This is a genomic window from Paenibacillus sp. FSL L8-0333, assembly GCF_037965665.1.
Taxonomy (GTDB): domain Bacteria; phylum Bacillota; class Bacilli; order Paenibacillales; family Paenibacillaceae; genus Paenibacillus_AQ; species Paenibacillus_AQ odorifer.
The window spans coordinates 1,415,462-1,441,442 of the sequence record NZ_CP150186.1; the positions used below are offsets into that span (position 1 = coordinate 1,415,462).

The 25,981-nt window shown below is 45.1% G+C and carries 23 protein-coding genes and 1 other annotated feature (1 of these 24 only partly in view); of the genes, 6 read left to right on the forward strand and 17 right to left on the reverse strand.

From position 1 onward, the window contains the following. Nucleotides 1–29 precede the first annotated feature (29 nt). Together NYE72_RS06240 and NYE72_RS06245 are read right to left on the reverse strand one after the other, a co-directional pair. Nucleotides 30–1,136, reverse strand: coding sequence for an FAD:protein FMN transferase (locus NYE72_RS06240; RefSeq protein ID WP_076272021.1), 1,107 nt, complete (start codon nucleotides 1,134–1,136; stop codon nucleotides 30–32). Nucleotides 1,137–1,309: 173 nt separating this feature from the next. Further along, nucleotides 1,310–2,242 carry a glycosyltransferase family 2 protein gene (locus NYE72_RS06245; RefSeq protein WP_036681860.1) on the reverse strand — a complete coding sequence of 311 codons (933 nt, stop codon included), beginning with the start codon at nucleotides 2,240–2,242 and terminating at the stop codon, nucleotides 1,310–1,312. 236 nt (nucleotides 2,243–2,478) lie between these two features. Between NYE72_RS06245 and NYE72_RS06250 the strand changes: the two genes are divergently transcribed. Next, nucleotides 2,479–3,201 (forward strand): DsbA family oxidoreductase, encoded by a 723-nt coding sequence (locus NYE72_RS06250; protein WP_076099013.1) that lies wholly within the window; start codon nucleotides 2,479–2,481, stop codon nucleotides 3,199–3,201. A gap of 140 nt (nucleotides 3,202–3,341) precedes the next feature. On the opposite strand, the gene NYE72_RS06255 is transcribed toward NYE72_RS06250, so the two are convergent. The 9 genes from NYE72_RS06255 to NYE72_RS06295 all read right to left on the reverse strand — a co-directional run bounded on the left by NYE72_RS06255 (nucleotide 3,342) and on the right by NYE72_RS06295 (nucleotide 11,995). Further along, nucleotides 3,342–4,922, reverse strand: a complete 1,581-nt coding sequence (locus tag NYE72_RS06255; protein ID WP_339211553.1) for an oleate hydratase — start codon at nucleotides 4,920–4,922, stop codon at nucleotides 3,342–3,344. Between the two features lie 157 nt (nucleotides 4,923–5,079). Then, on the reverse strand, nucleotides 5,080–5,649 hold the full coding sequence (locus NYE72_RS06260) for a TetR/AcrR family transcriptional regulator (RefSeq protein WP_036681438.1): 570 nt from the start codon (nucleotides 5,647–5,649) through the stop codon (nucleotides 5,080–5,082). Nucleotides 5,650–5,668: 19 nt separating this feature from the next. Further along, nucleotides 5,669–6,064, reverse strand: coding sequence for a hypothetical protein (locus NYE72_RS06265; RefSeq protein ID WP_076099011.1), 396 nt, complete (start codon nucleotides 6,062–6,064; stop codon nucleotides 5,669–5,671). A gap of 47 nt (nucleotides 6,065–6,111) precedes the next feature. Beyond that, a complete protein-coding gene (locus NYE72_RS06270) occupies nucleotides 6,112–6,633 on the reverse strand; it encodes a hypothetical protein (protein WP_036681441.1) in 522 nt (173 codons plus the stop codon). A gap of 153 nt (nucleotides 6,634–6,786) precedes the next feature. After that, entirely contained in the window at nucleotides 6,787–7,767 is a 981-nt protein-coding gene (locus NYE72_RS06275) for an RluA family pseudouridine synthase (RefSeq protein WP_076099010.1), read from the reverse strand. A 95-nt stretch (nucleotides 7,768–7,862) separates the two neighbouring features. Next, a complete protein-coding gene (locus NYE72_RS06280) occupies nucleotides 7,863–8,051 on the reverse strand; it encodes a CLC_0170 family protein (RefSeq protein ID WP_038569199.1) in 189 nt (62 codons plus the stop codon). 18 nt (nucleotides 8,052–8,069) lie between these two features. Beyond that, nucleotides 8,070–9,293: a Ger(x)C family spore germination protein gene (locus tag NYE72_RS06285; protein WP_038569201.1), complete on the reverse strand. Its 1,224-nt coding sequence runs from the start codon at nucleotides 9,291–9,293 to the stop codon at nucleotides 8,070–8,072. Beyond that, a complete protein-coding gene (locus NYE72_RS06290; protein ID WP_036681452.1) occupies nucleotides 9,286–10,389 on the reverse strand; it encodes an endospore germination permease in 1,104 nt (367 codons plus the stop codon). Before NYE72_RS06290 ends, NYE72_RS06285 begins: the two co-directional genes overlap by 8 nt. After that, nucleotides 10,337–11,995 (reverse strand): spore germination protein, encoded by a 1,659-nt coding sequence (locus NYE72_RS06295; protein WP_076099009.1) that lies wholly within the window; start codon nucleotides 11,993–11,995, stop codon nucleotides 10,337–10,339. Before NYE72_RS06295 ends, NYE72_RS06290 begins: the two co-directional genes overlap by 53 nt. A 169-nt stretch (nucleotides 11,996–12,164) precedes the next feature. Here NYE72_RS06295 and recQ point away from each other — a divergent pair, with 169 nt between their 5' ends. Continuing rightward, nucleotides 12,165–14,000 carry a DNA helicase RecQ gene (gene recQ / locus NYE72_RS06300; RefSeq protein WP_036681455.1) on the forward strand — a complete coding sequence of 612 codons (1,836 nt, stop codon included), beginning with the start codon at nucleotides 12,165–12,167 and terminating at the stop codon, nucleotides 13,998–14,000. A 15-nt stretch (nucleotides 14,001–14,015) separates the two neighbouring features. After that, entirely contained in the window at nucleotides 14,016–15,923 is a 1,908-nt protein-coding gene (locus NYE72_RS06305; protein ID WP_339211555.1) for a B12-binding domain-containing radical SAM protein, read from the forward strand. A 1,534-nt stretch (nucleotides 15,924–17,457) separates the two neighbouring features. Here NYE72_RS06305 and NYE72_RS06310 read toward each other — a convergent pair. From NYE72_RS06310 to NYE72_RS06325, 4 genes are read right to left on the reverse strand one after another with little or no spacing between them, the layout of a single operon-like run. After that, complete coding sequence (locus NYE72_RS06310) at nucleotides 17,458–18,408, reverse strand: alpha/beta hydrolase (protein ID WP_036679539.1); 951 nt, start codon at nucleotides 18,406–18,408, stop codon at nucleotides 17,458–17,460. Between the two features lie 27 nt (nucleotides 18,409–18,435). Then, the gene (locus NYE72_RS06315; RefSeq protein WP_339211557.1) at nucleotides 18,436–19,404 is read right to left on the reverse strand and encodes a type I phosphomannose isomerase catalytic subunit; all 969 of its coding nucleotides are present in this window, start codon (nucleotides 19,402–19,404) and stop codon (nucleotides 18,436–18,438) included. A 48-nt stretch (nucleotides 19,405–19,452) separates the two neighbouring features. After that, on the reverse strand, nucleotides 19,453–20,055 hold the full coding sequence (locus NYE72_RS06320) for a class I SAM-dependent methyltransferase (protein ID WP_339211559.1): 603 nt from the start codon (nucleotides 20,053–20,055) through the stop codon (nucleotides 19,453–19,455). After that, nucleotides 20,055–21,011: a TIGR01212 family radical SAM protein gene (locus tag NYE72_RS06325; RefSeq protein WP_076107276.1), complete on the reverse strand. Its 957-nt coding sequence runs from the start codon at nucleotides 21,009–21,011 to the stop codon at nucleotides 20,055–20,057. Before NYE72_RS06325 ends, NYE72_RS06320 begins: the two co-directional genes overlap by 1 nt. Nucleotides 21,012–21,335: 324 nt before the next feature. Here NYE72_RS06325 and NYE72_RS06330 point away from each other — a divergent pair, with 324 nt between their 5' ends. Beyond that, nucleotides 21,336–21,515 (forward strand): hypothetical protein, encoded by a 180-nt coding sequence (locus NYE72_RS06330; protein WP_036679526.1) that lies wholly within the window; start codon nucleotides 21,336–21,338, stop codon nucleotides 21,513–21,515. Between the two features lie 196 nt (nucleotides 21,516–21,711). Then, nucleotides 21,712–22,428, forward strand: a complete 717-nt coding sequence (gene trmB, locus NYE72_RS06335; protein WP_036679523.1) for a tRNA (guanosine(46)-N7)-methyltransferase TrmB — start codon at nucleotides 21,712–21,714, stop codon at nucleotides 22,426–22,428. Between the two features lie 86 nt (nucleotides 22,429–22,514). Here the strand turns inward: trmB and NYE72_RS06340 are convergent, their stop codons facing one another. Then, complete coding sequence (locus NYE72_RS06340) at nucleotides 22,515–23,630, reverse strand: UDP-N-acetylglucosamine--LPS N-acetylglucosamine transferase (RefSeq protein ID WP_036679519.1); 1,116 nt, start codon at nucleotides 23,628–23,630, stop codon at nucleotides 22,515–22,517. Between the two features lie 51 nt (nucleotides 23,631–23,681). Further along, complete coding sequence (locus tag NYE72_RS06345) at nucleotides 23,682–24,209, reverse strand: phosphatase PAP2 family protein (protein ID WP_036679516.1); 528 nt, start codon at nucleotides 24,207–24,209, stop codon at nucleotides 23,682–23,684. A gap of 405 nt (nucleotides 24,210–24,614) precedes the next feature. On the opposite strand from NYE72_RS06345, the gene NYE72_RS06350 reads away from it, so the two are divergent. Next, the gene (locus NYE72_RS06350) at nucleotides 24,615–25,853 is read left to right on the forward strand and encodes a glycosyltransferase family 2 protein (protein WP_036679513.1); all 1,239 of its coding nucleotides are present in this window, start codon (nucleotides 24,615–24,617) and stop codon (nucleotides 25,851–25,853) included. A gap of 78 nt (nucleotides 25,854–25,931) precedes the next feature. Beyond that, nucleotides 25,932–25,981, forward strand: a sequence feature (ribosomal protein L20 leader region) (it continues 95 nt past the right edge of the window).

Below are 25,981 nucleotides of genomic sequence, written 5' to 3' on the forward strand. Positions count from 1 at the left end.
ACGGCCTTATGGGGGCAAGCTCTTTTCGTTTAATCAGCGAAGCTGTACGTAGGATCAGTCAGATTCATTCTTTCTTTAATGCCTGGTGTGGCGTAGATTTTGTTGTCATCGGTAATAAAGAAAGCTTCTACATCTTCAGGTAACGACTCCAGATATTTCATACCTTCTTCGATCCCCATCAAGAACACCCCAGTGGACAAAGCATCCGCATCTGTTGCATTAGGGCTCATAATGGTCAAGCTTTTGAGACCGTTCTGAGAAGGGTAACCTGTGCGTGGATCAAGAATATGGTGATAACGAACATTGTCTTGCATAAAATAACGTTCGTAAACACCAGAAGCATCGATGACCTCATCCGCGATTTTAATCGTTCCTAGTTGTGTGCCGCGGCTTTGGTCAGGGTCTTGCAGACCAATATTCCAATCCGTTCCGTTTGGTTTCGTACCTAACGCAATAATACTGCTGCCGCCGAGGTTGATCATTGCACTGTTAAGGCCTTGCTCTTTTAAATAATCAGCGATACGGTCAGCAGCATACCCTTTGCCGATACCTCCAAGATCCAGTACCATATTTTCCTTCAGTAGCTTCACGGTCTTAGCAGCTTCGTCAATTTCAACGTCCCTGTAATTGGTTAGGCTCTTGGCTGCATCGATAGATGCTGGATCAGGGACTTTATCTCCGCCACTACCGATGTTCCAGAGGTCGATCAGCGGACCAATCGTGGGATCGAATAGCCCGTCCATTTCTTTTGCATATTGCACGGATTGTTTTACAACATCTAAGGTCTCGTCCGAAACGACAACCGCTTCTTTTCCTGCTGCTTGATTGACTGCGTAAACCTCGCCGCCTTCTTTTGTACGGCTAAGCTCCATATCCATGCGCTCCAGCATTTGCTGGATATCATCCATATTTTTTTGGGCTACATTTTCTCCGAACACTTTGATATTCACGACCGTGTCATAGATATAAAAGGTCTGTGAGAGTGACTTGGCTTCGCCTTTTCCTGAAGCTGTTGCGCCACCCGGTGTTTCCGTCGCTTTGTCATCCTTATTTTTAGTAATTAGCCAAGCGCCGACAGCTATGACGACGATGACGATAACAACGAGGATCAACGTCGTTTTTTTGTTCTTGAACATATTCCACCATCCATAAAGTTAGTTTCTAAAACACATTATTACTATCATACCCTAGATCAGAAGTTGATGGAAATTAATTTCATGGCGTATTTAGGTACAACTCCGTCTGCACGAAAAAAAAGCCCCGCAATCTGATTCGGAGCAACGCTGTGGATATAGAGGTAGCTATTAAGCTAATCTAGCATGTATTCACGGTATTTGTTTTTACGAGGATTCATTACGAAAAGGATTCCTTTGGCATAACCGCTAACGGCTTTAAAATTTCGTTTGAGAGTTTCTTTACCTGTAAGACAGGTTAACGTCCAGATCAATGCGGCATAATTCATAGGGGGTGCTTTACGTAAGTTGAGCAGATAATAATGATTGATGGCAGTAGCTCTTGCAACAACGCCCGCCTTATCCCGAGATCCCGGCGACTCATGATGAATGATTTTCATAGCCGGGTTAATGACAAGCTTGCCATAACGGCTAGCCAAATGAGACAAGTAAATATCCTCGGCAATGGAGTAACTTGTCATCCAAGGATAGGGTTTCATATCTTGTAATGCTGAGCGCCGGAATGACATATTACAGCCGTGAAAAAAATCCGTCTCAAAAACCTGCTCCTTCTCTCCCCAGAGGAATAGGGAGCCTGCAAACATGCTTGGGGATAATCTGCCCGGGGATCCGGACATTTGTCCGGTCAGCATGCCAAACAGCCGGCCCGGTTTGCTGCTGCGCATGCCTTTAGCCACCCCGCCTACACCTACAATTGAATCGTCCGCTGCATAAGTATCAAGTAATCGTCGAATATATAAGGAATCATCTAATTCTGCATCATCGTCTAAATGAAGCACAATTTCAGCATTTACTAGTCCAAGTGACTCATAACGGGAAAGCCAGAGTCCCGGATTAGTCTTACGATGATATCGAAACTCAGCCTGTGGCAATTTGTTCAGTATGTTACGATAATAGGTTAATCTTTCTTCAGGAATCTCACCGTCATCCACAATCCAGAGCTCGATGGAGACATTCTCTAGCTGTGTCTGCTTGCTAATAGACTCTATGCACACTGTAAGGTCGTTTATACGGTTACGGGTAGGTATCACTATAGATACATCATGCATATGGGGATCTCCCTTCGGAATTTCTGGTGTTAACTTTATTCTATCTGCCCTGAAGGGGAGCGTATATACCACTTTCGTTTACTTTTTGCTTTAACATTCACGTCTATAAATGTTATTTTAATAAAAGTTAAGTTTGTAATTTTGAGTTTTTAACTATATAATAGTAAGCGACGTATATTTAGTTATTACTCTTATATGACAGCTACAAATTATCAATAATATTAGGAGGTTTTTTCGTGAGAATAGATATCTGGTCCGATTATGCATGTCCTTTTTGTTATATTGGCAAAAGACGTTTGGAGAATGCGCTAAGCCAATTCCCGAACCGTGATCAAGTAGAGGTAGTATTCCGTAGCTTTCAACTGGATCCACATGCAGAGGTAAGTACAGACAAGAGTATTCATGAGCTGCTGGCTGCCAAATACGGGATGACCGTCGAAAAAGCAAAAGCAATGAACGCACAACTAGCGGAGCAAGCTAAAGATGTGGGTTTGGAATTTAATTTTGATACAGTAAAGCATACCAACACTTTCGACAGTCACAGACTGAGTCATTTTGCAAGCACAAAGGGAAAAGGTGCAGAAATGTCCGAACGTCTGCTGCGCGCCTACTTTACGGATTCATTAAATCTTGGAGATCGCAGTGTACTGGCTTCACTCGCTGCTGAAGTTGGTTTAGATCAAGTGGAAGCTGCGGCAATGCTGGAAACGGATGCTTTTGCGAATGAGGTTAATGGCGATATTGAAGAAGGAAGCCGTCTTAATATTACCGGTGTACCTTTCTTTGTATTCAACAATAAATATGCTTTATCTGGTGCACAACCAGGTCCTGTATTTACAGAGGTACTGGATACTGTGTGGGCGGAGGAACAAGCAGGACCAACATTACAAGTGGTTGGTAAGGGGAATTCTGAAGTATCTACCGATGATGGCTGCGCAGATGGATCTTGCAATATTTAAAGTTTGGATTCGAGTAAAACAAAAGAGCTGAGGGAGCCCTCAGCTCTTTTTTGTTTTGATAAAACTGTTCTTTTGTTACTCACCACTCCCAAAAACAAACGCTCCCGATATCCGGAAGCGCTTGTCGCTGAATTGTGGTTTTATCTGAAAGATGTAACAAAGCTTGAGAATAGTGTGCGTACATCGTATTGATATTGGTTGATTGGCTCGATAGGCCGTTCGATACCAAGTAGAGTATATACCGCAATTCTCGCTGCTCTCACGGAGTATTCTTCAGTGAATACAACGTCATCTGGAATTTCACAGAATTGTCCAATAAAGGCCAGGTTCGTGGAACCCTCAGGGACAACTTTTGGTCGGTCACTATTGAGTCTAGGCATGAACTGAGAAGTGATATAAGGCATCATGCAAGGAATACAATTGGCGGTAGCCATGATCTCGTCCTTATGTTCTTCAAAGTGAAGATGACCGATCAATTCTTGCATAATTTCTTCGCCGGTACAATCACACATTCTCTTTTTCACGAAATCTCCAACTTTGTCTGGATACAGTCCGTAACCCCAGAACACTTTAACATGCTCAGGCTGATTGCGGAAATGCGGTTGGAAGGCCAGTACAACGGACATAAACCAGCTCGAATCCTTAAATGTGACCAAAGCGCCTGTGCCGGCACGGTTACGTGTGAATTTTTCCATCAGATCGAAGAATTTGGAGTCATGGAAAGTTACAGTAAAGGACTCCCATTTCGAACCGTCTACATGATCATCGAACGAAGAAGGATTGCCAAGACTTGGTTTCTTGGAAGCGATGTTTTCCCATAATTTCCACGAGCTTCCCTTGCCGTTAAGGCGTGGAGCAGAAGTCATAGAGCCAAGGCTGGAGCCTTCGGTCATAGAACCGTTTGTGATAATTACGAGATCATCTTCTTTTACATCAATCACATCTTTGACACCTTCGCGCACTACATTCATTTGGGTTACGGTAATTCCGTCACCTTTTTTGAACTGCAGATCAGTAACTGTACATTTCAGTGTGAAATCGACACCGAATGGTTCAAGATATTTGTGCAAAGGCAGAATGATGGAATCATATTGGTTATAAGGAGTGCGAGTTACACCTTCCAGTGTTTGAATTCTTGGGAATTCATGGAAGAAACGAAGCATATATCTTTTAAACTCTACAGCGCTGTGCCAAGGTTGGAATGCAAAAGTAGTAGCCCACATATACCAGAAGTTTGTTGTGAAAAAGTGAGGGGCGAACCAGTCGTTGATACGCGCTTTACCCATTTTATCTTCTTGTGTAATAATCAGCTTGCCCATAGCGAGACGATCAGCCATATCAAAACCCATGGACAATACATCTTCTACTTTGCCGTCTTTGTTTACAAGTCTGGCGTTTGAGTGTGTTGGGTTTGCGGTATCAAAAGCAATAATTTCATCCCGCACAGACAACCCCGGACGGTCGACAGAAGGAATCGTTGTTAATAGCTCCCAGAGATTCTCATAAGCTTCATCGTTGAGCATACGGCCGCCGCGGACAACGTAACCATGTTCAGCGTCACCTGCGCCGTCATTGCTACCACCAAGAATCTTCATCTCTTCAATAATGTGAATGTTTTGTCCCGGAAAATCACAGTCTCTGACCAGGTAAGCAGCGCCCGCTAAGGATGCAATTCCGCCACCGACAAAATAAACCTGTCTATTACCGTACTCTTTTTTCACAATGGTCGCCTCCAAGTAGTTGTTTAAATAATCACACTCTTAATGTAAACCAACTCCTATTTTGAAGGTATAATCAAACTCTTTAGAGTGTCTGGATTTTTGTCATTATGGGTGATCTGTCTAGTTTTTAGACAAAAAAAACCGCTGCAACCAAAGGTTACAACGGATGGTTCTCATATTTGTGTAAAGCTTTCAGAAAATTTCCTTCAATTAGATCACTTAGCTTCTCAATCATATGGTGCGGCTGTTCCTTCATGCCTTCTCTCATCCACTGAATGATTAGGCCTGTGAAGGCTAGCGTATAAAAATTGGCTATAAAGTGCTTGTCTTCTTCGCAAACCTCCATCCCGGAGGACAGCTCGTTTATAACCCCCATGATGAGATCGTTTGTCACCTCGTACAGATATGCATCCAGATGATTTCTGCCTAATGAATTTAGCGTGTTACAGCAAAAGGATTTATTCCGCTCAATGTAGCAGAAGATTCTATAAAACCCGTCTGTCCAAGTGCTGTAGCTGCGATACTGGGCGAGGCTTTCGACAGCCTCAGTCTTATAAATCCAACCTAGCAAATCAAATATATCCTGGAAATGATAATAAAACGTTTGTCTGTTTAGTCCGCAATGGTCCACTAGTTGTTTAACAGTAATTTTATTGAGCGGTGTATGCTCCATTAGCTCTTTTAAAGAATGCGACAATGCATTTTTGGTTAGAAAAGAATTGGACAACAGCGTTCACCTCTTCCATTCAAGACTTCGATGCTCGCTTATACAGCAGACGAATACCTTCGGCTAATAAACCCAGTGCAAATCCGGCGCATGAAAATAAGGAAAACGCGAGGAAGCCTGCGAGATCCTCCCAACCGGACATCTCTTGGTAGGTGTAGCCCAGCATAAATGCCGCACCTATGATTATTCCCGCCGTGCTAAATACCCAGAGCAGACGCGCTCCGAGCCAGCCTAATGTGTTGACGATCCCAGCCACTACAACGGAAAAAAGAGCAAAGCGCAGTAAGAGTGTGGCATCCATTTCCTGGGCCAGCATCACGAATCGGTGTAGAGGGAAGAGAAGCCATAGAAGAATGGCATAAACGGTCATCCAGAGAAACCAACTTTTACTTTTGGCAGCAGGCAGGAATTTCATTTCATGCACACCTCTTTTCCCATAGTACGAACGTTAAAAAGTAGGGATTATACCGTGAAGGATTCTAGTTCTTCCGCACTTTGCAGCAGGTGGCTTAGCAGGTTTGGAATGTCCTCCATTTGCTCTTCTGTGAGTTGTCTTTTGAATTGCAGCTCGATGCAGTTATTGTAAGTTTCACTTTCCTGGCCATATATGAAGCTTAAAGATTGCACAGGCTGGAAATCAGGTCCCCAGATCGCTTTTAGAATACTGTCTATCGCCTGACATTCGCTAGGAATATCTTCGACTTCCATATAAAAACGAAGTGAAAGATTACAGCCGGGATCCGTATTAGGAACCTCCAAGATTTCATCGCTGAGATCTTTCGTGGACGAAGTGAGCAGGATTTCGGCGGTTACTTTCCTGCCTGCAGTTAATTGGAAGGAGAGACTGAACTCTCTGGACATCAGCGCCATATTCAGAAGGTCGGAGCGATCCGTAACCACCAATATTCCGTCTAAATTATCGTAGTCATAAATCTGGTTCTCAAAGGCGATCTTAATATTATCGAAAACTGTAGGGTGGAACAATAAGAGCACCTTCTTTGTTTATTTATATTGTAACATGATGTGATAGGAAGTTAAAAAAAGACGCCCAGGACCAAATGGACCGGGCATCTTGTGTAGAAGTTACGGCTTCCCATAAGAGGGAATACTCCTCGGTTGTGGGTATACGTTCACTTCTTAGTTTGTAGGCGCAGGCGCAGTATATTTCAGGAACGTCTTCGGAATCGGGCTCTCAAAGGTCATCAGTTCTCCAGTGGTTGGATGAATAAAAGAGAGCACTCGAGCATGTAGGCCAAGTCTTCCTACCGTTTTGGTCTCTGCACCATATTTCTTGTCACCTGCGATAGGGTGGCCGATATCTGCCATGTGCACCCGAATCTGATTTTTTCGTCCGGTTTCGAGCTTAACCTCTAGCAAGGAAAAATGGCGGTTAGCCTGAATGAGTTTATAATGTGTAATTGCATGTAGTCCATCGCCTTCATGAGGACTGGAATACATTTTAAGGGTTGAGGTTTCTTTGAGCCACGAGCTTATCTTGCCTTCAGGTCTTTTAACCGCGCCTTCCACGAGCGCTACGTAAGAACGTTCCTTCACGGTATCTTTCCAAGTAGTTTGTAGCGCTTGCTGAATCCGTTCGCTTTTGGCAAACATCATTACACCTGATGTATCTCTGTCCAAACGATGTACGACAAAAATCCGATTTTGTGGATTGCTAACACGGACATGCTCCATGAGCTGGCGGTAAGCCGTCAATTCATTTTCTTCCGCAGTGGCGATAGATAGCAGTCCAGCATCCTTTTGAACAATAATCAGGTCTTCATCCTCATGAACGATTTTAAGTCCGATCATCTCTGCTGTTTGTACAGGCTTCTCTTGATCAATAGTAACGTTTTGACCCGGATGCAGTTGGAAATTATGCTGTGTAACTACCTTATTATTCACCGACACTTGTCCACGCGATAGGATGGATTTAATCGCATTTCGTCCGCGACCCGTGACGTGGGTGAGTAAGAAGGGCAATAGTTCAGAAGGTTCGTTTACAGTAAATGTTTTGGGTGCTGCGGGTGCTTTAGTTTTATGATTAAGCTTGCCAGTAGGCTTGCTGTGAGAACGAGTACCTCTTTTGGCTGTTTCTTTAGGATTTCTTCTTGAGTTCATGGATGCATTCTCCGTCCTTTAATATTGTACTCCTCAATATACCATGGGCTGTTAAGAAATACTATGGAGAGGCAGGCGTACTGGTTTGCTGCTGCTCAAAGATAGAACAGCTGTGCTAATCCAAGAAGCAGGAATAAACCGAGATATACCCAGCCTAACCTGCGGGCATATTTCTTTTCCCGGGGCATGGCGCTTACAGCATAGATCTTGGTATCCACAGTAAGCAGGAATAGTCCGGAGAGCAGGAGCACGAGAGTTAAATAAGTTAGTTGATGATAGATCATTTGAACACATCCCCATATCTAGTCTTCTTTAAGACCGACTCTTTCAATATTCGTCTTCACATTAAGTTCTATAGAGAGATCAGAATACTGTTGCTCCCAGTCATGTTTGTCACGAACATTAGCTTTCCAGTAGGAAGGAGCATATGCACGAACATATTCACCCATGCCAAAGATATCCGAGTGAGCCTGTTGCGTCTGTTTAATCAGATGGTCGAAGATGGTGAGGACTCCTTTTTGAAAGTTGGCCTCAAGTTTTTTTAAATCCTGGCTGGAATCAATACGAATATTATTACCTAGGTGCTCATCTAGCGCTGCTTCTAAATAAATATTTATAGTGATATGGGGTTTGCCGTCTTTGATTTTAACTTTAGACCTTGTAAATCGGTCGTTAACTTTAAGAGTCAGTGGGCCAAAGTCCTCTGAATTGAACATGACGGAATAGCCCCCAGGATCAAGACCTTTCATGGACATATATGCGCCAATCTCAATGGGAGTAGTCGAACCGACCATAACGCCTCCGCTAAAGTAAGCAAGACCTTTTATCAACATATTGTCTTTTTGATGTAAAGACACATAAGGCAGATAACCGCTCTCTCCCCATTTAGATTCAGCTGACCAGAATACGCCTATATAGTTAGCAGGGAACTTTCCGGATCTCACGGCTTTTTCCATGGTGGATAGGATATAGAGGGTTGGAACTCGCTGAAGTGGTGGATTAATATTCATAAATTTAGAAGCCTCGCCTTCGGACACTAATAACCAGGTACGGCGACGGACTTCAGGGTTGCGGCGTAAATAATCATTTAAATCCGACAGGTTTTTGCGTGCAAAATCCTCGCTGATGATAATCACCCGAAGATGGATGAGGTAACGTGGGTCAGAGATCTGTTGTTGCAAATTGTTTAAGGCATCATCTAGTGAGTAACCGTAAACTTGTACAACCCAAACCGGATTTTGATTCCCCCCGCTACCTTCTCCCCCGCTGCTAGGACCTAACGGAACTCTCCCTGGAACTGCAATTTGGGCGGTCACACGGATTTTGGGCAAATTAATATTTGCGCTTTTTAGATGTGTCGTTTGATCATCTTCGGTTTTACTATTTGCCGGCACTGAATCTATAGACAATCCCAGCACTAATGCACGATCTTCAATTTCGAGCTGGTCCCAGCAGCCCGTAAGGAATACAAATACCAGAGAGAGAAGGAGGAGAAGACTAATACGCTTGTTAATTACTTTATTCATTCGATAGCCCTCCTTTTTGCCGAATCAGAGCTATTAACCATAAAAGAAGAGGGTAGAGAGTCAAAAAAATTAACCCGATAATCGCTGTGACGGAAGAAAAGGTATAAACCTGGTAAATATTTCTTGGCAAAAGTGAAAAGACGAAGATAAGTGGAAGTGAGAAGCTTGATACAAGGCGGTGATCTTTGTACCGAAATACTTGCTGAAGTGAATATGCTGCTAAGTAGTAGTTCGTAAAAATGGTAGTAAATATAGATATTACCCAAACAGTAATAAACAGCGCATCGAATCGTTCTAGTAGTCCTGCACCAATAGAAATGGAGCGGGCGGTTTCTAAGGTTGGATAAGCGAGTAATTTGGTTTCTTGCGCTCCGAACATTCCTAAAGTGGCCGCAACAATCATTACATAGATGAAGCCAATAATAAAAAGGGCAGCAGCTCCTGCTTTAAGCACTTGCTGAGGTTTTTTCATTAAAGGAACCAGCAGTGTGATGACAAATGTGCCCTGATAAAGGGCAGCTGAAGTGACAGTCCCTTTGGAAAAGCTTGAAAAGGTGATGTAATTTCCAGTGAGTGGAAGTAAGTTTAAAGCATCTACATTTTTCATGGCTACTAATATAATGCTGAGAACGGTTAACAAGATGAAAGGCAAATAAAAAATATGTACATAGGTGAATTTCACAATGTTTCTGCGGATAGATAAAGCAGCCAAAATAAGCATTAATAGAATGACCGCTTCGATAGGTGTTTTTTTAAACACGACCGCAACACATACCTCTCCGAATTGACGCATGGTAATCCCGGCAGAGAAAGCAAAAAACAAAGAGATAAGTACATTGAAAATATCCGCGATGCTTCTCCCGACTAACCGGCGGCTGAATACAAACAGAGTTTCATTGGGGAATTTCCGACATACAGCGGCTGTAAACCAGCAGCCTAGAAATGCAACAGGGATGCCTGAAGCCGAAACCAGCGGCGCCCCGCTGTCTCCGGCTTCAGCCATATAACGGGGAATACTCAAGATACCTATTCCAATAATCGTACTAACGACTACTGCGACGACTTGGATCGTTGTTATGGGGCGGTTGTTGTTCATCGAGTTCACCCTTCTCCTTAAAAATCTGATCTGAATACGTCGTTGGTAACTCATGAGCGAGACGAGTAAGGTCTTGAGTGTTCAAGAAGCTCGGACGTCTTCTCATCCACCATAAGGGGACACGAATCAGACTGTCCTTCAGATCTCTCCATTTCGTGGGCACATATGGTGTCATGTAAGGAACGCCAAAGGATTCCAAGAATAATAAGTGATTCACGATAACGATGGTACCTAACATGACTCCGTAAAGACCAAAACAACCGGCTAGAATAATCAGTGGAAATCTTAGCATTCTGGATGAGATAGCGGCATTATAGGCAGGGGTGGCAAAAGAACCGATAGTGGTTATAGCGACAATAACAACGGTTGTCGGACTTGCTAGGCCTGCTGAAACAGCAGCCTGACCAATAACAAGAACACCTACAATAGAAAGGGCGCCCCCAATCATTTGTGGTAGACGAATAGTTGCTTCGCGGAGCACCTCCATGAAGACCTCCATAATCAGAACTTCCAAGACCGCTGGAAAAGGAACGCCTGCTCTACCCCCTGAAATCGCTACGGCAAATTCGGTAGGCATAAGCTCCGGGTTGAAGGAGATGACGGATACATATAGAGCAGGGAAAAAAAGAGAGAACAACAGGGCAATTAGTCGAATCCCCCGGATTAGGCTGCCTACAATAAAACGTTCCGAATAGTCGTCTATGGTCTGAAAAAATTGATTGAACAATGCAGGGACGATGAGCGAGAATGGGGAGCCATCTACCAGAATGATGACTCTTCCTTCCAATAAGGCTGCCGCTGATTTATCCGGACGTTCTGTTGGTTGAACCTGAGGAAAAGGAGATAATGGGTTATCCTCAATGAATTGCTCGATGTACCCTGCATCAAGGATGCTATCTGTGTTTATCATGGATAATCTCTTCATCACTTTTTCAACCAATTCAGGATCTACTATCCCTTCTATATAGCACACAGCAACCTGTGAGCGTGTCCGCACACCAAGCGGAGCAGTAATAACCCGGAAATCTGGCGTTTGCAGCCGATAACGGAGTAAGGAAAGGTTTGCCTCCAAGTTTTCTATAAAACCTTCGCGTGAGCCACGAATTACCTGCTCGGTCTGTGGCTGTTCAATGCTGCGATGTTCGATTTTACGCAAATTGAAGTGAAGTGCTTGATCCATACCATCTATAAGGAGTACAACGCTCCCTTCTAATAGAGCGAGTGGCAGAGAATTTAAGTCCTTCGTTCGGTTCCCAGCCGCTATTTGTATGGTCGTATTCCAGATGAAATCAGGCAGATCCTTGCGCTCTTCAGGAATTGTCGAGAGATCAGCGGGAGGGCTCATTAACGGTTTAAGCACATGCTCATGAATTTGATTTTGGTCCACCAAAGATGAAAAAAAGATAATTACCGCATCATATAAACCGTATACCCGAAAATTACGCACAACGAGATCTGCATCTTCTCCAAAAATTTGGCTAATGGCTTTAATATTATTTTTTAGGTCGGGATCTAGTGGCTTTTCCGAACGCTGATCAGGAATGGTGGGATCTTCGTGCGTTTTTTTTTGCTTAAAAGAACTATAGTTTTGCTTCCAGTTTTGCACGGCTATTCCCCTTTCCTAAAGAATGATGATTTTTAAAGCTTGGCTCAAAAGCGCTCCTTTTATGTAATTTTTCCAAAAGGAGAAACGAAAGAAGGACTTCTAGAGTGTTGCTCATTACACCATTGACCGCTAAACTAAAGATAGAAACGCCTAAGGAGTTATGAGAGATATGAAGATGCAAGCACCTACTATTGAACAGGCGCAGGCTGAGCTGCAAAAATATTACGGTTATCCAGACTTTCGGGATGGCCAGAAAAAGATTGTTCAGAACTTGCTGGAAGGACGCGACACACTGGGAATCCTCCCTACGGGTGGCGGGAAATCGATCTGTTATCAGGTTCCTGCACTGCTCCTGCCAGGGCTGACTTTGGTGATATCACCACTGATCTCGTTGATGAAAGACCAGGTGGATGCGTTAACTACTGCGGGTATTCCGGCAGCCTTTATTAATAGCACGTTAAGCGGAAAAGAAGTGAATGAGCGGATTCGGGCTGCCCGGCGGGGCGATTTGAAGCTGCTCTATGTTGCGCCCGAAAGACTTGAGCTGGACTGGTTCCGTCTGGAAATGGCTGAGCTGTCTATTTCCTGCGTGGCTGTTGATGAAGCGCACTGTGTATCCCAGTGGGGACATGATTTTCGGACAAGTTATCTGTCGGTATCTCCATTTGTAGATGAGCTGCCTGAACGTCCGATCCTGGCAGCATTTACCGCCACGGCGACGCCGGAGGTTATGGAGGATATGGTCCGGCTGCTGCGCTTGCGTGAGCCGGGTATTTTCATGACGGGGCTAGGAAGAGATAATCTGGCAATGTCCGTGCTGCGGGGAGAGAACAAGCGGGAGTTCGTTATGGATTATGCGGCTACGCATTCCCACCAGCCGGGGATTGTATATGCGGCAACCCGCAAAGAAGTGGATGATCTGTATCAGAGGCTGCAGGCCTCTGGTATAGCAGCAGGTCGCTATCATGCGGGTATGAATGATCAGGAGCGGGCAGATAGCCAGGAAGGGTTCCTCTATGACGATATCCGGGTTATGGTGGCTACGAATGCCTTTGGGATGGGGATTGATAAATCCAATGTCCGATACGTAATTCACTACAATATGCCCAAAAATATGGAAGCTTATGTTCAGGAAGCGGGTCGTGCTGGACGTGACGGGGAGCCGAGTGAATGTATTTTGCTGTTTAGTGCGCAGGATATTATGACGCAAAAGTTCCTGATCGAGCAGAATCCACAGGATACTGACCGTAAAGCTAACGAATATCGCAAGCTTCAGCAAATGATTGATTATTGCTATACTACTCGCTGCTTGCGCAGTGCCCAGCTGGATTATTTCGGGGAAGAACATGGGGACAAGCCATGTGGTATCTGCAGCTCATGTACGGATGAACGAGAGCTAGTGGATATGACCGTCGATGCGCAAAAGATCTTCTCCTGCATTCACCGCATGCGGGAGCGTTATGGTGTAGCGTTGGTAGCATCTGTGCTGAAAGGCTCTCGCAATCAAAAGGTGATGCAGTACGGCTTCGATAAGCTGCCCACACATGGGGCGATGTCGAGCCGGACGGAGAAGGAAATCTCAGAGAGTATCAATGTGCTTATCTCAGAAGGGTATCTTGCCTTGTCGGAAGGCCAGTACCCTGTAGTACGGCTCCAGCCTCTAGCTGCCGAGGTCCTGCGCGGACAGCGTGAGGTGATGCAGCGTGTGGCGCGGCCTTCGCGGGCAGGCACAACATCCGGTACGAGAGTTCGTAGTCGGGGACATGACCTGTCGCCATCAGCCGTCAATGAGACTGTCTTTGAGCAGCTGCGTCTTATCCGGCGTGAATTGGCAGGACGCGAGCATGTGCCATCGTACATTATTTTTAATGATGCCACGCTGCGTGAGATGAGTGTGGTTTGCCCGCAGACCGAAGCGGAAATGCTGAGGGTAAAGGGTGTTGGGGAAGTGAAATACCGGAAGTACGGTAAGGCATTCTTAGAGTTTTTTCAAAATGAAATGTAGAAAAGGTCGTGTAGCATGAAAATCGTCCTGACCACGTTAAACGCCAAATATATTCATACCTCACTCGCAATCCGCTTGCTAAAAGCGTACAGTGAGCATGAATTTAAGGATATTCATTTGGCAGAGTACACCATCAAAGATCCCGTGATGAATATCGTGTCCGACTTGTTTCAGAAACGGCCAGATGTGATTGGCTTCTCCTGTTATATCTGGAACATCGAAGAGACGCTGAAGCTGATTGGTATTCTTAAGCAAGTGATGCCTGAAGTTACGATTGTTCTCGGGGGACCTGAAGTTTCGTATGAGCCGCTTCATTGGATGAAAAGAGAAGCTGGCATTGATTTTATAGTTAACGGAGATGGGGAAGAGACGTTCCACCATCTGCTGCAGGAGCTAAGGGATGATCGGAAGTTTCACTTTGTGTATGGAGCCGCTTATCGCAAGGGAGAAGAGATCATTGTCAATCCACCACGTCCCAAAAGCGATCTGAATACGCTGCCTACGCCGCATCGTTTTCCTGAGGATATTCCAGATTTGAGTAAACGTATTGTTTATTTTGAGACGAGCCGCGGATGCCCATTTAACTGCCAGTTCTGTTTATCCAGTATTGAAGTAGGCGTACGTTATTATGATATTGAACGAGTGAAATCTGATCTGCTTTATTTAATACAGAATGGCGCCAAAATTATTAAATTTCTGGACCGTACTTTTAATATCAACCGCAACTATGCGATGGAAATGTTTCAATTCCTGATCGATAATCATCAAGGCTGCGTATTTCAGTTCGAAATTACCGCAGATATCATGCGGCCGGAAGTTCTGGATTTCCTATCTAAGAATGCGCCTCCGGGTATTTTTAGATTTGAGATTGGGGTGCAATCTACCAACGATGAGACGAATGAGCTTGTTAAACGCCGCCAGAATTTCAAAAAGCTGTCCCGTACCGTAATGAAGATTAAGGCAAGCGGCAATATCGATCAGCATCTGGATTTGATTGCCGGACTACCTATGGAGGATTACAGCACCTTCCGTAAAACGTTTAATGATGTATTCGTTATGGAGCCGGAAGAGCTACAGCTTGGATTCCTCAAAATGCTGCGGGGAACGGGGCTGCGGGCGCAGGCGTCTAAATATGAGTACACGTATATGGAACACGCACCTTATGAAATCCTTAGCAGTCATATGATGCCTTTCTCAGACATTATCCGTTTGAAGCGGCTTGAGGATGTGCTGGAGAAATACTGGAACAGCCACCGGATGGACCATACGGCCAAGTACTTGATCCGTCATGTATTTGATTCGCCATTCGATTTCTTTCAGGAGTTCGGTGACTACTGGGAGGAGAGAGGCTGGCAAAAGATTGGCCATCAGCTGGAAGATCTCTTCACCCGCTTGCAGTCCTTCCTGATAGATCGCGGGACGCCATCTATGGATGTTATAACTGGCTTGATGAAGCTCGATTATTTCCTTGGACACAAGTACAAGCCGCGCAAAATCTGGTGGGATTTCGTGCTGGATAAATCGGATTGGTCGAGCTATTTGAAGGATATCGCGGCTAATCCGGGTCAAATTTCTGCCCAATTGGCTGAAGCAGGACTTAACGAAAGAGAACTGCAAAAGTATACTGTGCTGGAAGTGTTGCCATTCTCGCTGGAAGCGGTGTTGGATTCCATCAGCGGCATGCGTGCCGATGAGGGCCTTGAGGATGGTGAAGCTGATATGGCTAATCTGGAGGCTTTGCCTTCGGCAGACTCGCCATTACAGGGAGCAGCAGATAGTAGTTTAGAAGAGACTGCCCAAGCAGCAAGCTCGGCTGTAGCAGTAGCGGAGCCCGCTTCCATTAGGGAAGGGCGCACGCTACTAATCGTAATGTATCAGCAGAACGAGAGCCAACGCGCTCAGTACTACACACTGCCTTTGTGATAGGCGGGTGGAAGGATAGACCGTTCCTTAATGGGACGGTCTATTTCTTTTGCCTTGTGCGCTAGCGCATCTGAGTCCGGAAGCGGCGTGGGAAGTGATGATGTGTAGTTAGCGTCATCTGGGTCCGAAAGCGGTGAGTAACCCGTCGCAGGCGGACCCAGGGGACCTTATACGTGGAATTATCCTGTTTTTTAGATGCTAACGGACCGCATAGTCGCTATTGGCATGAAAAACACCCAATATGGACCTGTTTCGCTTGAATAGCTGCACTGGAGTCCGAAACCCAACTCGAAAGGCTATAAATTAGCAAATAGCGTCATCTGGGTCCGGAAGTAGCGGGAGAAAGTGATGTGTAGTTAGCGTTAGCTGAGTCTGAAAGTAGCGGGAGAAAGTGATGTGTAGTTAGCGTTAGTTGAGTCTGAAAGTAGCGGAGAATGTAATTAGTGTAATGACTCGGCGCAGGCGGACCCAGCGGACCTTATACGTGGAATTATCCTGTTTTTTGGATGCTAACGGACCGCATAGTCGCTATTGGCATGAAAAACACCCAATATGGACCTGTTTCGCATGAATAGCTGCACTGGAGTCCGAAACCTAGCTCGAAAGGCTATAAATTAGCAAATAGCGTCAACTGAGTCCGGAAGTAGCAGGGGAGAGTAATGATGTGTAGTTAGTGTCAACTGAGTCCGGAAGCGGTGAGTAACCCGTCGCAGGCGGACCCAGCGGACCTTATACGTGGAATTATCCTGTTTTTTTAGATGCTAACGGACCGCATAGTCGCTATTGGCACGAAAAACACCTATTATGCACCTCTTTGGAAGGAATAGCTGCACTGGAGTCCGAAACCCAACTCGAAAGGCTATAAATTAGCAAATAGCGTCAACTGAGTCCGGAAGTAGCGGGGAGAGTAATGGTGTGGCGATAGTGACATCTGAGTCCGTAAGCGGTGAGTAACCCATCGCAGGCGGACCCAGGGGACCTTATACGTGGAATTATCCTGTTTTTTAGATGCTAACGGACCGCATAGTCGCTATTGGCACGAAAAACATCCAATATGAACATGTTTCCCATGAATAGGTGCACTGGAGTCCGAAACCTAGCGCGAAAGGCTATAAATTAGCAAATAGCATCATCTGAGTCCGAAAGTAGCGGGGGAAGGTGATGATATGTAGTTAGTGTCAACTGAGTCCGGAAGCGGAGGGGAGAGTAATGATGTGTAGTTAGCATCATCTGAGTCCGGAAGTAGCGGGGGAAGGTGATGATATGTAGTTAGCGTCATCTGAGTCCGAAAGTGGTTGGGGAGAGCGATGAGCTGAAGACAGCGTCAACTGAGTCCATTAGCGGTGGCGGAAGTTTATTTACTAAAGTTCAGATGCGCGGAGTAACCGGAGATTGAGAAGTCTCTGAGGCAAGCTACCCAAACCGCAAACCGCAAAGAAGCGATCTCCCAAATACCGGGAGCATCGCTTCTATGTTGTCACATTTGTTGCCACATTTCTCGTCTCATAAATTCACTAACAACCGCGTTTTTTTCTTAACTTATCGTAGAAACCTCTGAAGGAAGGTGGCTCTCTAACCAGTTGAGTACATCGGCTGTGACTTGATCTCGATTTACTTCATTTAGCATTTCGTGTCTGCCTTCTGGATAGAGTCGGTACTCAACGTCTGAAACTCCTCGTTTCTTATACAACTCCGCAAGACGGGGAATGCCTTGACCGTTCATCCCGACAGGGTCCTTATCCCCACCAAATATATAAATGGGCTTACCTGTACATAATGTGCTAAGTGATTCCTCAGTATGAATCTCTCTTAGGAGGTGGAAGAAACCACGGAAAAAGCGGGTTGTACAAATAGCTCCGCAGAATGGATCGGAAATGTACTTATCTACTTCCGCAGTATCGCTGCTCAGCCAGTCAAATGTTGTTCTGACCGGGGAAAAAGCACGGTTATAGCTGCCGAATACCAGACTGTTCAGCAGTACACTGCGATGATGCTCCCCCTTTAGCTTAAGCTGTGCGCTAGCCAGAGATTCTCCAATACGCAGCATACTGCGTGGACCATTTGTCCCGCTGAGGATAAACCCTGAATAGATTTCGTTGCCTTCTTCGCACATGAGTTTTTGACCCAGAAAGGAACCCATACTGTGAGCGAATAAAATGATGGGCTTTCCTTCATGCTTGGAGAGTGCTGCGGCACCTACCTGCAGAAGATTGCGCCGCATCCAATAAAATCCGTCCTCCCCAACATCACCAAGCAGATTGACTTGACCAGCGGTTCTACCATGTCCCCGGTGGTCATTGGCATATACTGCATAACCAACCCCGGTTAAAGCTTCCGCAAAACGAGCGTAGCGGGCAGCAGTTTCACACATCCCGTGTGAAATTTGCACGATTCCTCTAACTGGAACATCGGACTCAGGTAACCATTCATAGACATGGATGGTTACACCTATGGGATCCGTTAGAGTAAAGCTGTTTTCCTTCATGGTCCATTCCTCCTAAAGGTTCTCGACTTATGGTAAATAAGAGCGAAGCACAGTAGAATGACCCTCGATAGTATAACGGCCTAGGTTGGAAGGAATCAGATAACATTCCCCTGCGGCATAAGGCTGGGAGCCGCCTTCCCAAGTCAGATGTCCGCTGCCTTCGCAGATAACCAGAATAGTGAAGCTGTCTTCTGAAGTGGTGAGATCCCATGAACCATTTACGATCCCTTTTTCGACAATGAAATAAGGTGAAGCGGCAAGCTGCAGCCACTCTCCAGGCACTGCATGATCGGTCTTCATCGAAGTAGCGCCGGCGCCTTCATAAGCTGTAACATTCAGAGAATCCTCGATATGAAGCTCGCGTGGTTTTCCATCTAGACCTGGACGGTCGTAGTCATAAATACGGTATGTAGTGTCGGAATTTTGTTGAATTTCCGCTACAACGACACCAGCGCATAGAGCATGTACCGTTCCGGCAGGGATGTAGAAGGAATCGCCAGCGGAGACAGATACCTCTTGAAGGCTATCCATAACCGTGCCGTTTTCCAGTGCTTCGCGTAATGTTTCACGGTCTACGCCTTCTTTAAGGCCGTAGATGATTTTTGCATCTGGCTTAGCGTCTAGTATGTACCACATCTCTGTTTTACCCAGTTCACCTTTAGGCAATCCTACATAATCATCCGTAGGGTGGACTTGAACGGAAAGGTTGTCGTTGCAATCCAACAATTTGATCAAGAGTGGAAATCTTCCGCCAGCTTCTGATATTCCCTTGCTTCCGAACCACTCATGACCAAATTGCTCACGAATTTGATCCAGACCTTGTCCAGCTAATTCTCCATTAACCACCGAAGATGTTCCATTCGCATGATCGGCAATCATCCAGCCTTCACCAATATGACCTTCTGGTAGATTCAGGCCGAATTTCTCCAGCGCGCGGCCACCCCAGACACGTTCTTTAAACTCCGGTTGAAATTTTAAAGGATATGGTTGTGTCATTCGTAATCTTCCTTCCCAATTACAAGATTGTTTGATTGTTTACAAAGCTTAAGATGGGGAACCTTTTTTCTTCTCGAGGGCAATTACATAAGGTGCTTCCGTGCGCTGCAGCTGACGGTATACAATGCTCTGCGCTACCTTAGGGGAAACAGTCGTTGCCCAAGCTTCAACAGCGGCGGCTTCGAGATCTCCGCCTGCATGGCCAGGATACAGTACAGCCGTAATAATTCCCCCCGGACGCAGCAGCTGGAGTGAAGCTTCCAGGGCTGCAATAGAGCTATCCGGCTCAGTAATGATATTCTTGTCGGCATCGCCTGAAGGCAGATAGCCAAGATTGAACATTACAGCACCAACGGTGCCTGGCCAGTTAGCCGGGACGGCTTCTGCCATTTCGGCATGGCTGCGTTCCAGTAAGGTAACGCCAGAGAGTGAAGAAGTTTCCTCCCGCGCAAGCCGGAGACGTTCTTCTGCCAGCTTCAGCGCCGCAGCTTGAATGTCAAAGCCGTAGACTTCGCCACGAGCTCCGGTTGTTTTGGCTAGAAAAAGCGTGTCAGCACCAGTACCTACAGTTGCATCAATCGCACGGTCACCTAAAGTCAGCCGCTCAGAGATTAATTTATGAGCAAAGCTTAGAACGGACATAAAGCCCATTAGCCCTTCCTCCAATACTTACCCTGCCAAGTATCACGAGCAACAAGCTCATCGTCAATGGCATTTAGCACTTCCCATTTCTTGAGACTCCACATCGGTCCAACTAAGAGATCCCGTGGGGCATCTCCAGTCAAGCGATGAACAATCATCTCAGGGGGCAGAATTTCAAGTGAATCAGCAATCAGCTTCACATACTCGTCCTGTTCCATGAATCGGAGCAATCCTGCTTCATACTGCTTCACCATTGGTGTTTTGCGCATGAGATGCAGAAGGTGAATCTTAATTCCCTGCACATCCATGCGAGCTACAGCAGATACCGTTTCAAGCATCATTTCGTGCGTCTCCTGTGGGAGACCGTGAATGATATGGGTACAGATTCGAATATTGTGACGGCGCAGCTTCTCCACAGCCTCCACATAACACTGCGTATCATGCGCCCGATTAATAAGCTCAGAAGTGGAGTCATGTATAGTCTGAAGACCCATCTCTACCCAAAGATACGTACGCTTGTTGAGCTCTGCTAAATATTCGACTACATCATCGGGCAGACAGTCAGGGCGGGTAGCAATAGACAATCCAACGACACCAGGCTGCTGCAAAATAACTTCGAAATATTCTCTCAGCTCTTCGACCGGAGCATACGTATTAGTATAGGCTTGGAAGTAACCGATATATTTAGCATTTGGCCATTTCAAATGCTGTCTGTCACGGACGTTATTGAATTGTGTGACTAGGTCATCTCGGCGGCTTCCGGCAAAATCACCAGAACCTCTGGCACTGCAAAATGTGCAGCCTCCCTTAGCAATGGAGCCGTCACGATTGGGACAGGTAAAGCCTGCATCAAGCATAACTTTGAATACCTTGGTGTTCATGTGTTCACGCATTTCGTAATTCCAAGTATGAAAACGTTTATCTCCCCAAAGTTGCGGAGGAGAAGTGTATTGAAGATTAGACACGAGAAGCCCCTTTCTGAAAATATAATTATGGATAAGTTCCCTTATCCTTATATTTTTCTGAGACAGATGGCGTCCTTATCCCAGAGAACGCACAGCCGTTTCTTATAATCCAATACATTGTATCAAAAAACCGAGCTCGGCGTAACATTGACTCCCCATAACGGCATGAAAAATAGGCAGGAAATAAGGCGCTTTCGGCTTGAAAATGCTTACATAGTATGTTATATTCAGAGTGTGAAAAGCTGCTGTGGCATAAAGAAATTCATCCAGGAGTTCATAATTTCGTGTCGTCCGATCCATAATAATAACCGTGAGGTGATAGCAATGAATTCTCAAACGGTATATGCTGAGGGTAAAGATTCGATTGAAGTCCATTTAACGCCAGATGAAGCCCTTGCACTAACGGGCGTGGAATTTAACGGCAACCCTAAGATCAAGACAGATGCGCAGCGTAAAATTCGTAGCGCATTCGAAAAAAAGACATTTGCCACAAACACAAAGTAAATCCTGATCTGCCAGACAAGAACGAAATTTATTTCCAATATACAACAACGAAGGAATTCCTCTGAACAGCTCATTTAAGAGCTGAACCAGAGAATTCCTTTTTCTTTTTTACCGCAATCCCTTTACTTTTTGGGACAATTTCGGCACAATATTGCAAGTGACAGTTATCGTATAAGAGATAATCGGAGGAATACCTATGCGTTTACGCGGAAGAAAAGGAATACGTGAAAGTTTGGAAGAACAGACGGATTTAGTCATTCTAGATCCTCGGAGTTATAAAGGTGAGTGGTCCAAGCTGTTCGGTAACGATCATCCGATCCATGTGGAGTTCGGAATGGGCAAAGGACAGTTTATCAGCCAAATGAGCTTTAAATATCCTGATATTAACTTTATCGGAGTGGATATGTATGATGAGCTGATCCGCCGTGCTGGAGATAAGGCTAGAGCAGTATGGGAGCCGGCAGGACATGAAACACCGCCTAACCTGAAATTGGCACTTGCAAATATCGATTATGCTGAGGAAGTATTTGCTCCGGGAGAGCTTGAACGGATTTATCTTAATTTCAGCGATCCATGGCCTAAAAGCAAGCATGCCCGGCGTCGTTTGACACATCCGCGTTTTCTTGACAAATATCGCGGTTTGCTTAGCGATCTAGGTGAAATTCATCTGAAAACAGATTCCCGCAGTCTTTTTGAGTTCTCATTAAATGCCTTTGCGGACTTTGGCTTGCAGATGAAAAATATTTCTTTGGACCTACATGCAGATGGCATCATCAACGAGGATCATATCATGACAGAATATGAGACGAAATTTGTCGGACGTGGCGTGAATATCCATCGTTGCGAGGCAATTGTAGGCGCAGAAGCACTCAAACAGTATCAGGCTACCCGATTGGATAAATATCGGTTGTAGTTACAAAGCACTGCTCCATAAGGCATGCTTCAATAAAAAAGCGGCAAGTCTCCATGTGGTTTGGAGGCTGCCGCTTTTTTTATTAACTATTCCAATAATTCGATGATACTCTGAGCACATTGTAACGGGTGATAGCGAGCGATTTCTTCAAGGTGGAGTTTGCGCTTGTTTTGCACATCCTCATAGTTGTTCAAGAGGCGCTCCATCCACATTTCGACAACCTCTAAAGATTCGATGGGTTCTCCGAAGCCGGCTGCAGTAAAGTAGCGGCAATTCTCCTCCTCCTGACCGGGAAGAGGGTGATGGAAGAGCATGGGAATACCCTTTGCCAGCCCTTCACTGCAAGTCATTCCACCCGGTTTTGTAACCAGCAGATCGGAGACCTCCATCAGCTTGTGGATTTCACGCGTAAAGCCGATTAAGGAAATATTAGGATGATTATAATGCGGGTCTTCTTTCATTTCCTTTAGCAGCTGCTCATTTTTGCCGAGACAGAAAACAATTTGAATCTTGTCACGCCATTCCGCCAGACAAGCATTTACGACTTGGTCGTTCATGATTCCCCAGCCGCCGCCCATGACTAGAACGGTTGGCATCTCCCGCAGATTGAATTGCTCTCGAATCTCCTGCTTTCCGGGATGCTTCCAAAAATTAGGGTGTATCGGTATGCCTGTTACCTGAATTTTCGTGGCAGGAATATTTCGGCTGCGCAATTTGGATTTAACCTCAGGTGTTGAAACCAGATAAAGGTCTACCTCTGGGCTAATCCAAGTAGCATGCGCATCATAATCTGTTATAACGGTGACGAGCGGCACTTTTAAGGTAGGATCTAGTCTCTTTAGGCGGGATACTACAGCACCTGGAATAAAATGAGTGCAGACAATTACGTCAGGTTTCAGTTGTCTCACAATATTTTTGGCATGCGTATAAAATATACGATGCAAGGCAAGCGTGGTAAGACGATTAAATGATTTCTGGTGACGGTAGACATAACCCATTAATTTTGGCTGTGTCGTTACCGTCTTTCGGTAAGCAGACAGAATAATAGGTGCCATCTTGGGGTTTAGAAAATTCCCAAGTTCTAGCACCTTCGTTTGTAAATTAGGCGATAATTGGCGCAGACTGCTCGACAACGCATAAGCTGCTTGTGTATGTCCGGCGCCAAAACCTTCCGAGAGTATTAAGATTCTTTTTTTACGCAATGTTGATTCACCTATTCTCAAGGGTTTTCCCGGTTATTAACAATAAATGCTTCACATCCATAAGGCTATAGTACCAGCTGCTACGCAGGAACCGATCACTGCGCCAGCTATAACATCCGATGGATAATGCAATCCAAGATAAATACGAGAAAATCCGACAATACAAGCTAGCGGCAGCAGAATAACGGTCATAGCAGGAAACGCCAGCATATAAGGGACCGTAGAAGCAAAGATAGCTGTAGTATGACCAGATGGAAAAGAATGATCCTTTAATGGATTACGAAAAGTATTGGTTTCCGGTAACGCCAGATATGGACGCATTCGCGGGTACAGCTTTTTGGCGATAGCTACGGGTATATGGCTGACAGCTAGTGCTGTCAAGGCTTGTAAACCTGTAGTTCTCCAAGGCTCAGGAGCTAATACCCATATCAGTATATTGATAACAATCGTGCTTGTAGCTCCACCCAAATGAGTAAGGTAAAAGAGCCAAAAGTTCAAAAAACGATTATGCATTCGTCCGTTGATCCACTTAAAAAGATGCCGCTCCCAGAGATGTAGTTTCATGAATAAATGTCTCATATCTAATTCCCTCCGCTAGTCCGGCTACCGTTAACAGATGTTAATGCAGTAATCCGTTCTATAGCTTAGATCTGTCTTAATCATACTTTTTAAAGGTAGTTCATTTCAAGGAAAAGCTCAGGTTTACTCGAAATTTGCCAGTTTTGACTTAGAGCACTATTACGCTTTACAATGATTCAAGCAGACTAAACCTGTTTAAAAGGGTAAGAGATAAATAAGGATTCAAAAAAAGGAATCCATAGAATTCTTTTAAACAGCATATATAAAAATTGTGAAGTCTGCCGAGAATAAGAATACTCTTGGTCTATTGTTAAGGGATGCAACAAAAGGGTCAGAAAGAACGTCAAGCAAGCTAGAGAGAAAAAAAAGAACACCAAGAGTGAAAAAAGGGGGCATCAAAAGGTCATGACAGACGCACTGTTTGTTACGCTCCAAGTGATCTTGGCAGCAATCGCAGTCTATCAGTTTACGTTTTCATTATTCGGGCTGCACAGGAAAAAGAAAAAGACGCAGTATAAGCCGGAAAAATCTTTTGCCGTACTTGTTGCCGCACATAACGAGGAAGAAGTTGTCGGCGCATTAATGGAGAATCTGAAGCAGCTTAATTATCCATCAGAACTGTACGATGTATTTGTAATTTGTGACAATTGTACAGACGGTACAGCTCGCATCGTTAGAGAACACGGCATGAACGCTTGTGTCCGCACCAATGCAAATCTGAGAGGTAAAGGCTACGCAATAGAATGGATGCTTAAAGAGCTGTGGGCTATGCCGCGGCAATATGATGCTGTTGTCATGTTCGATGCCGATAACTTGGCGCATACTGAGTTCCTGATGGAGATGAATAATGATCTTTGTTCAGGTGCACGGGTAATCCAAGGTTATATCGATACCAAGAATCCAGAGGATTCCTGGATTACAGCTGCTTATGGTATTTCGTACTGGTATATTAACCGTTTGTGGCAACTTTCACGCCATAATTTAAATATGGCTAACTTCCTTGGCGGAACCGGAATGTGTTTTGAGACCACACTTCTTAAAGAAATGGGCTGGGGAGCTACAAGTTTGGTCGAGGACTTGGAGTTTACGATGCGTAGTGCAGCACATGGTGTATATCCTAAGTTCAATTATGATGCAAAGGTATTTGATGAGAAGCCGTTAACCTTCAAGGCCTCCTCAAGACAGCGTCTGCGTTGGATGCAGGGGCACTTCACTGTTGCTCGCCGTTATTTTTTTCCATTGCTTTGGCAAAGTATTAAAGAACGCAGCTTAACGAAGTTTGACCTCGCGCTTTATGGAGCGAATGTATATATTGTATTGCTCACTTTTTTAATGACGGCGGTAATGTGGGTGGATATGGCGTTCTTTAACGGACCGAATATCGCTAACATTTACGGCAGCTTGCCGATCTGGCTCAGCTTCCTAGCTATTGGCGCCAATCTGGTGACTTTTGGTATTGCGATGGCATTAGAGAAGGTTACGTTTAAGAAAGTGTATGCTTATCTTGTATTCTTCCCGATCTACTTGATCTCGTGGTATCCGATTACGTTCTATGCGTTCTTCACGCAGAACAATAAGCAATGGAGCCATACCAAGCATACTCGCGTAGTACGACTTGAAGAGGTACAAAGTAAGCAGGTATAAAGTTCGCGAAATTTCTGCATAAAAGGATTGACACCCCAAATAGTGTGGTGTATAGTATTCAAGTACGCAAATCATAGGGATTGCAAGAAGAAGCACCTGCTTCTCACCTGACTGGCATATTCGCCGGC

Bases quoted from the DNA above. Each gene is read 5' to 3' on its own strand.
- NYE72_RS06285 (WP_038569201.1), bottom strand. From the start codon at position 9,293: ATGAATAAAGTAATTAACAAGCGTATTAGTCTTCTCCTCCTTCTCTCT.
- NYE72_RS06265 (WP_076099011.1), bottom strand. From the start codon at position 6,064: ATGAAATTCCTGCCTGCTGCCAAAAGTAAAAGTTGGTTTCTCTGGATG.
- NYE72_RS06320 (WP_339211559.1), bottom strand. From the start codon at position 20,055: ATGGGCTTTATGTCCGTTCTAAGCTTTGCTCATAAATTAATCTCTGAG.
- trmB (WP_036679523.1), top strand. From the start codon at position 21,712: ATGCGTTTACGCGGAAGAAAAGGAATACGTGAAAGTTTGGAAGAACAG.
- NYE72_RS06330 (WP_036679526.1), top strand. From the start codon at position 21,336: ATGAATTCTCAAACGGTATATGCTGAGGGTAAAGATTCGATTGAAGTC.
- NYE72_RS06315 (WP_339211557.1), bottom strand. From the start codon at position 19,404: ATGACACAACCATATCCTTTAAAATTTCAACCGGAGTTTAAAGAACGT.
- NYE72_RS06305 (WP_339211555.1), top strand. From the start codon at position 14,016: ATGAAAATCGTCCTGACCACGTTAAACGCCAAATATATTCATACCTCA.
- NYE72_RS06245 (WP_036681860.1), bottom strand. From the start codon at position 2,242: ATGCATGATGTATCTATAGTGATACCTACCCGTAACCGTATAAACGAC.
- recQ (WP_036681455.1), top strand. From the start codon at position 12,165: ATGAAGATGCAAGCACCTACTATTGAACAGGCGCAGGCTGAGCTGCAA.
- NYE72_RS06275 (WP_076099010.1), bottom strand. From the start codon at position 7,767: ATGAACTCAAGAAGAAATCCTAAAGAAACAGCCAAAAGAGGTACTCGT.
- NYE72_RS06310 (WP_036679539.1), bottom strand. From the start codon at position 18,408: ATGAAGGAAAACAGCTTTACTCTAACGGATCCCATAGGTGTAACCATC.
- NYE72_RS06345 (WP_036679516.1), bottom strand. From the start codon at position 24,209: ATGAGACATTTATTCATGAAACTACATCTCTGGGAGCGGCATCTTTTT.
- NYE72_RS06280 (WP_038569199.1), bottom strand. From the start codon at position 8,051: ATGATCTATCATCAACTAACTTATTTAACTCTCGTGCTCCTGCTCTCC.
- NYE72_RS06350 (WP_036679513.1), top strand. From the start codon at position 24,615: ATGACAGACGCACTGTTTGTTACGCTCCAAGTGATCTTGGCAGCAATC.
- NYE72_RS06290 (WP_036681452.1), bottom strand. From the start codon at position 10,389: ATGAACAACAACCGCCCCATAACAACGATCCAAGTCGTCGCAGTAGTC.
- NYE72_RS06240 (WP_076272021.1), bottom strand. From the start codon at position 1,136: ATGTTCAAGAACAAAAAAACGACGTTGATCCTCGTTGTTATCGTCATC.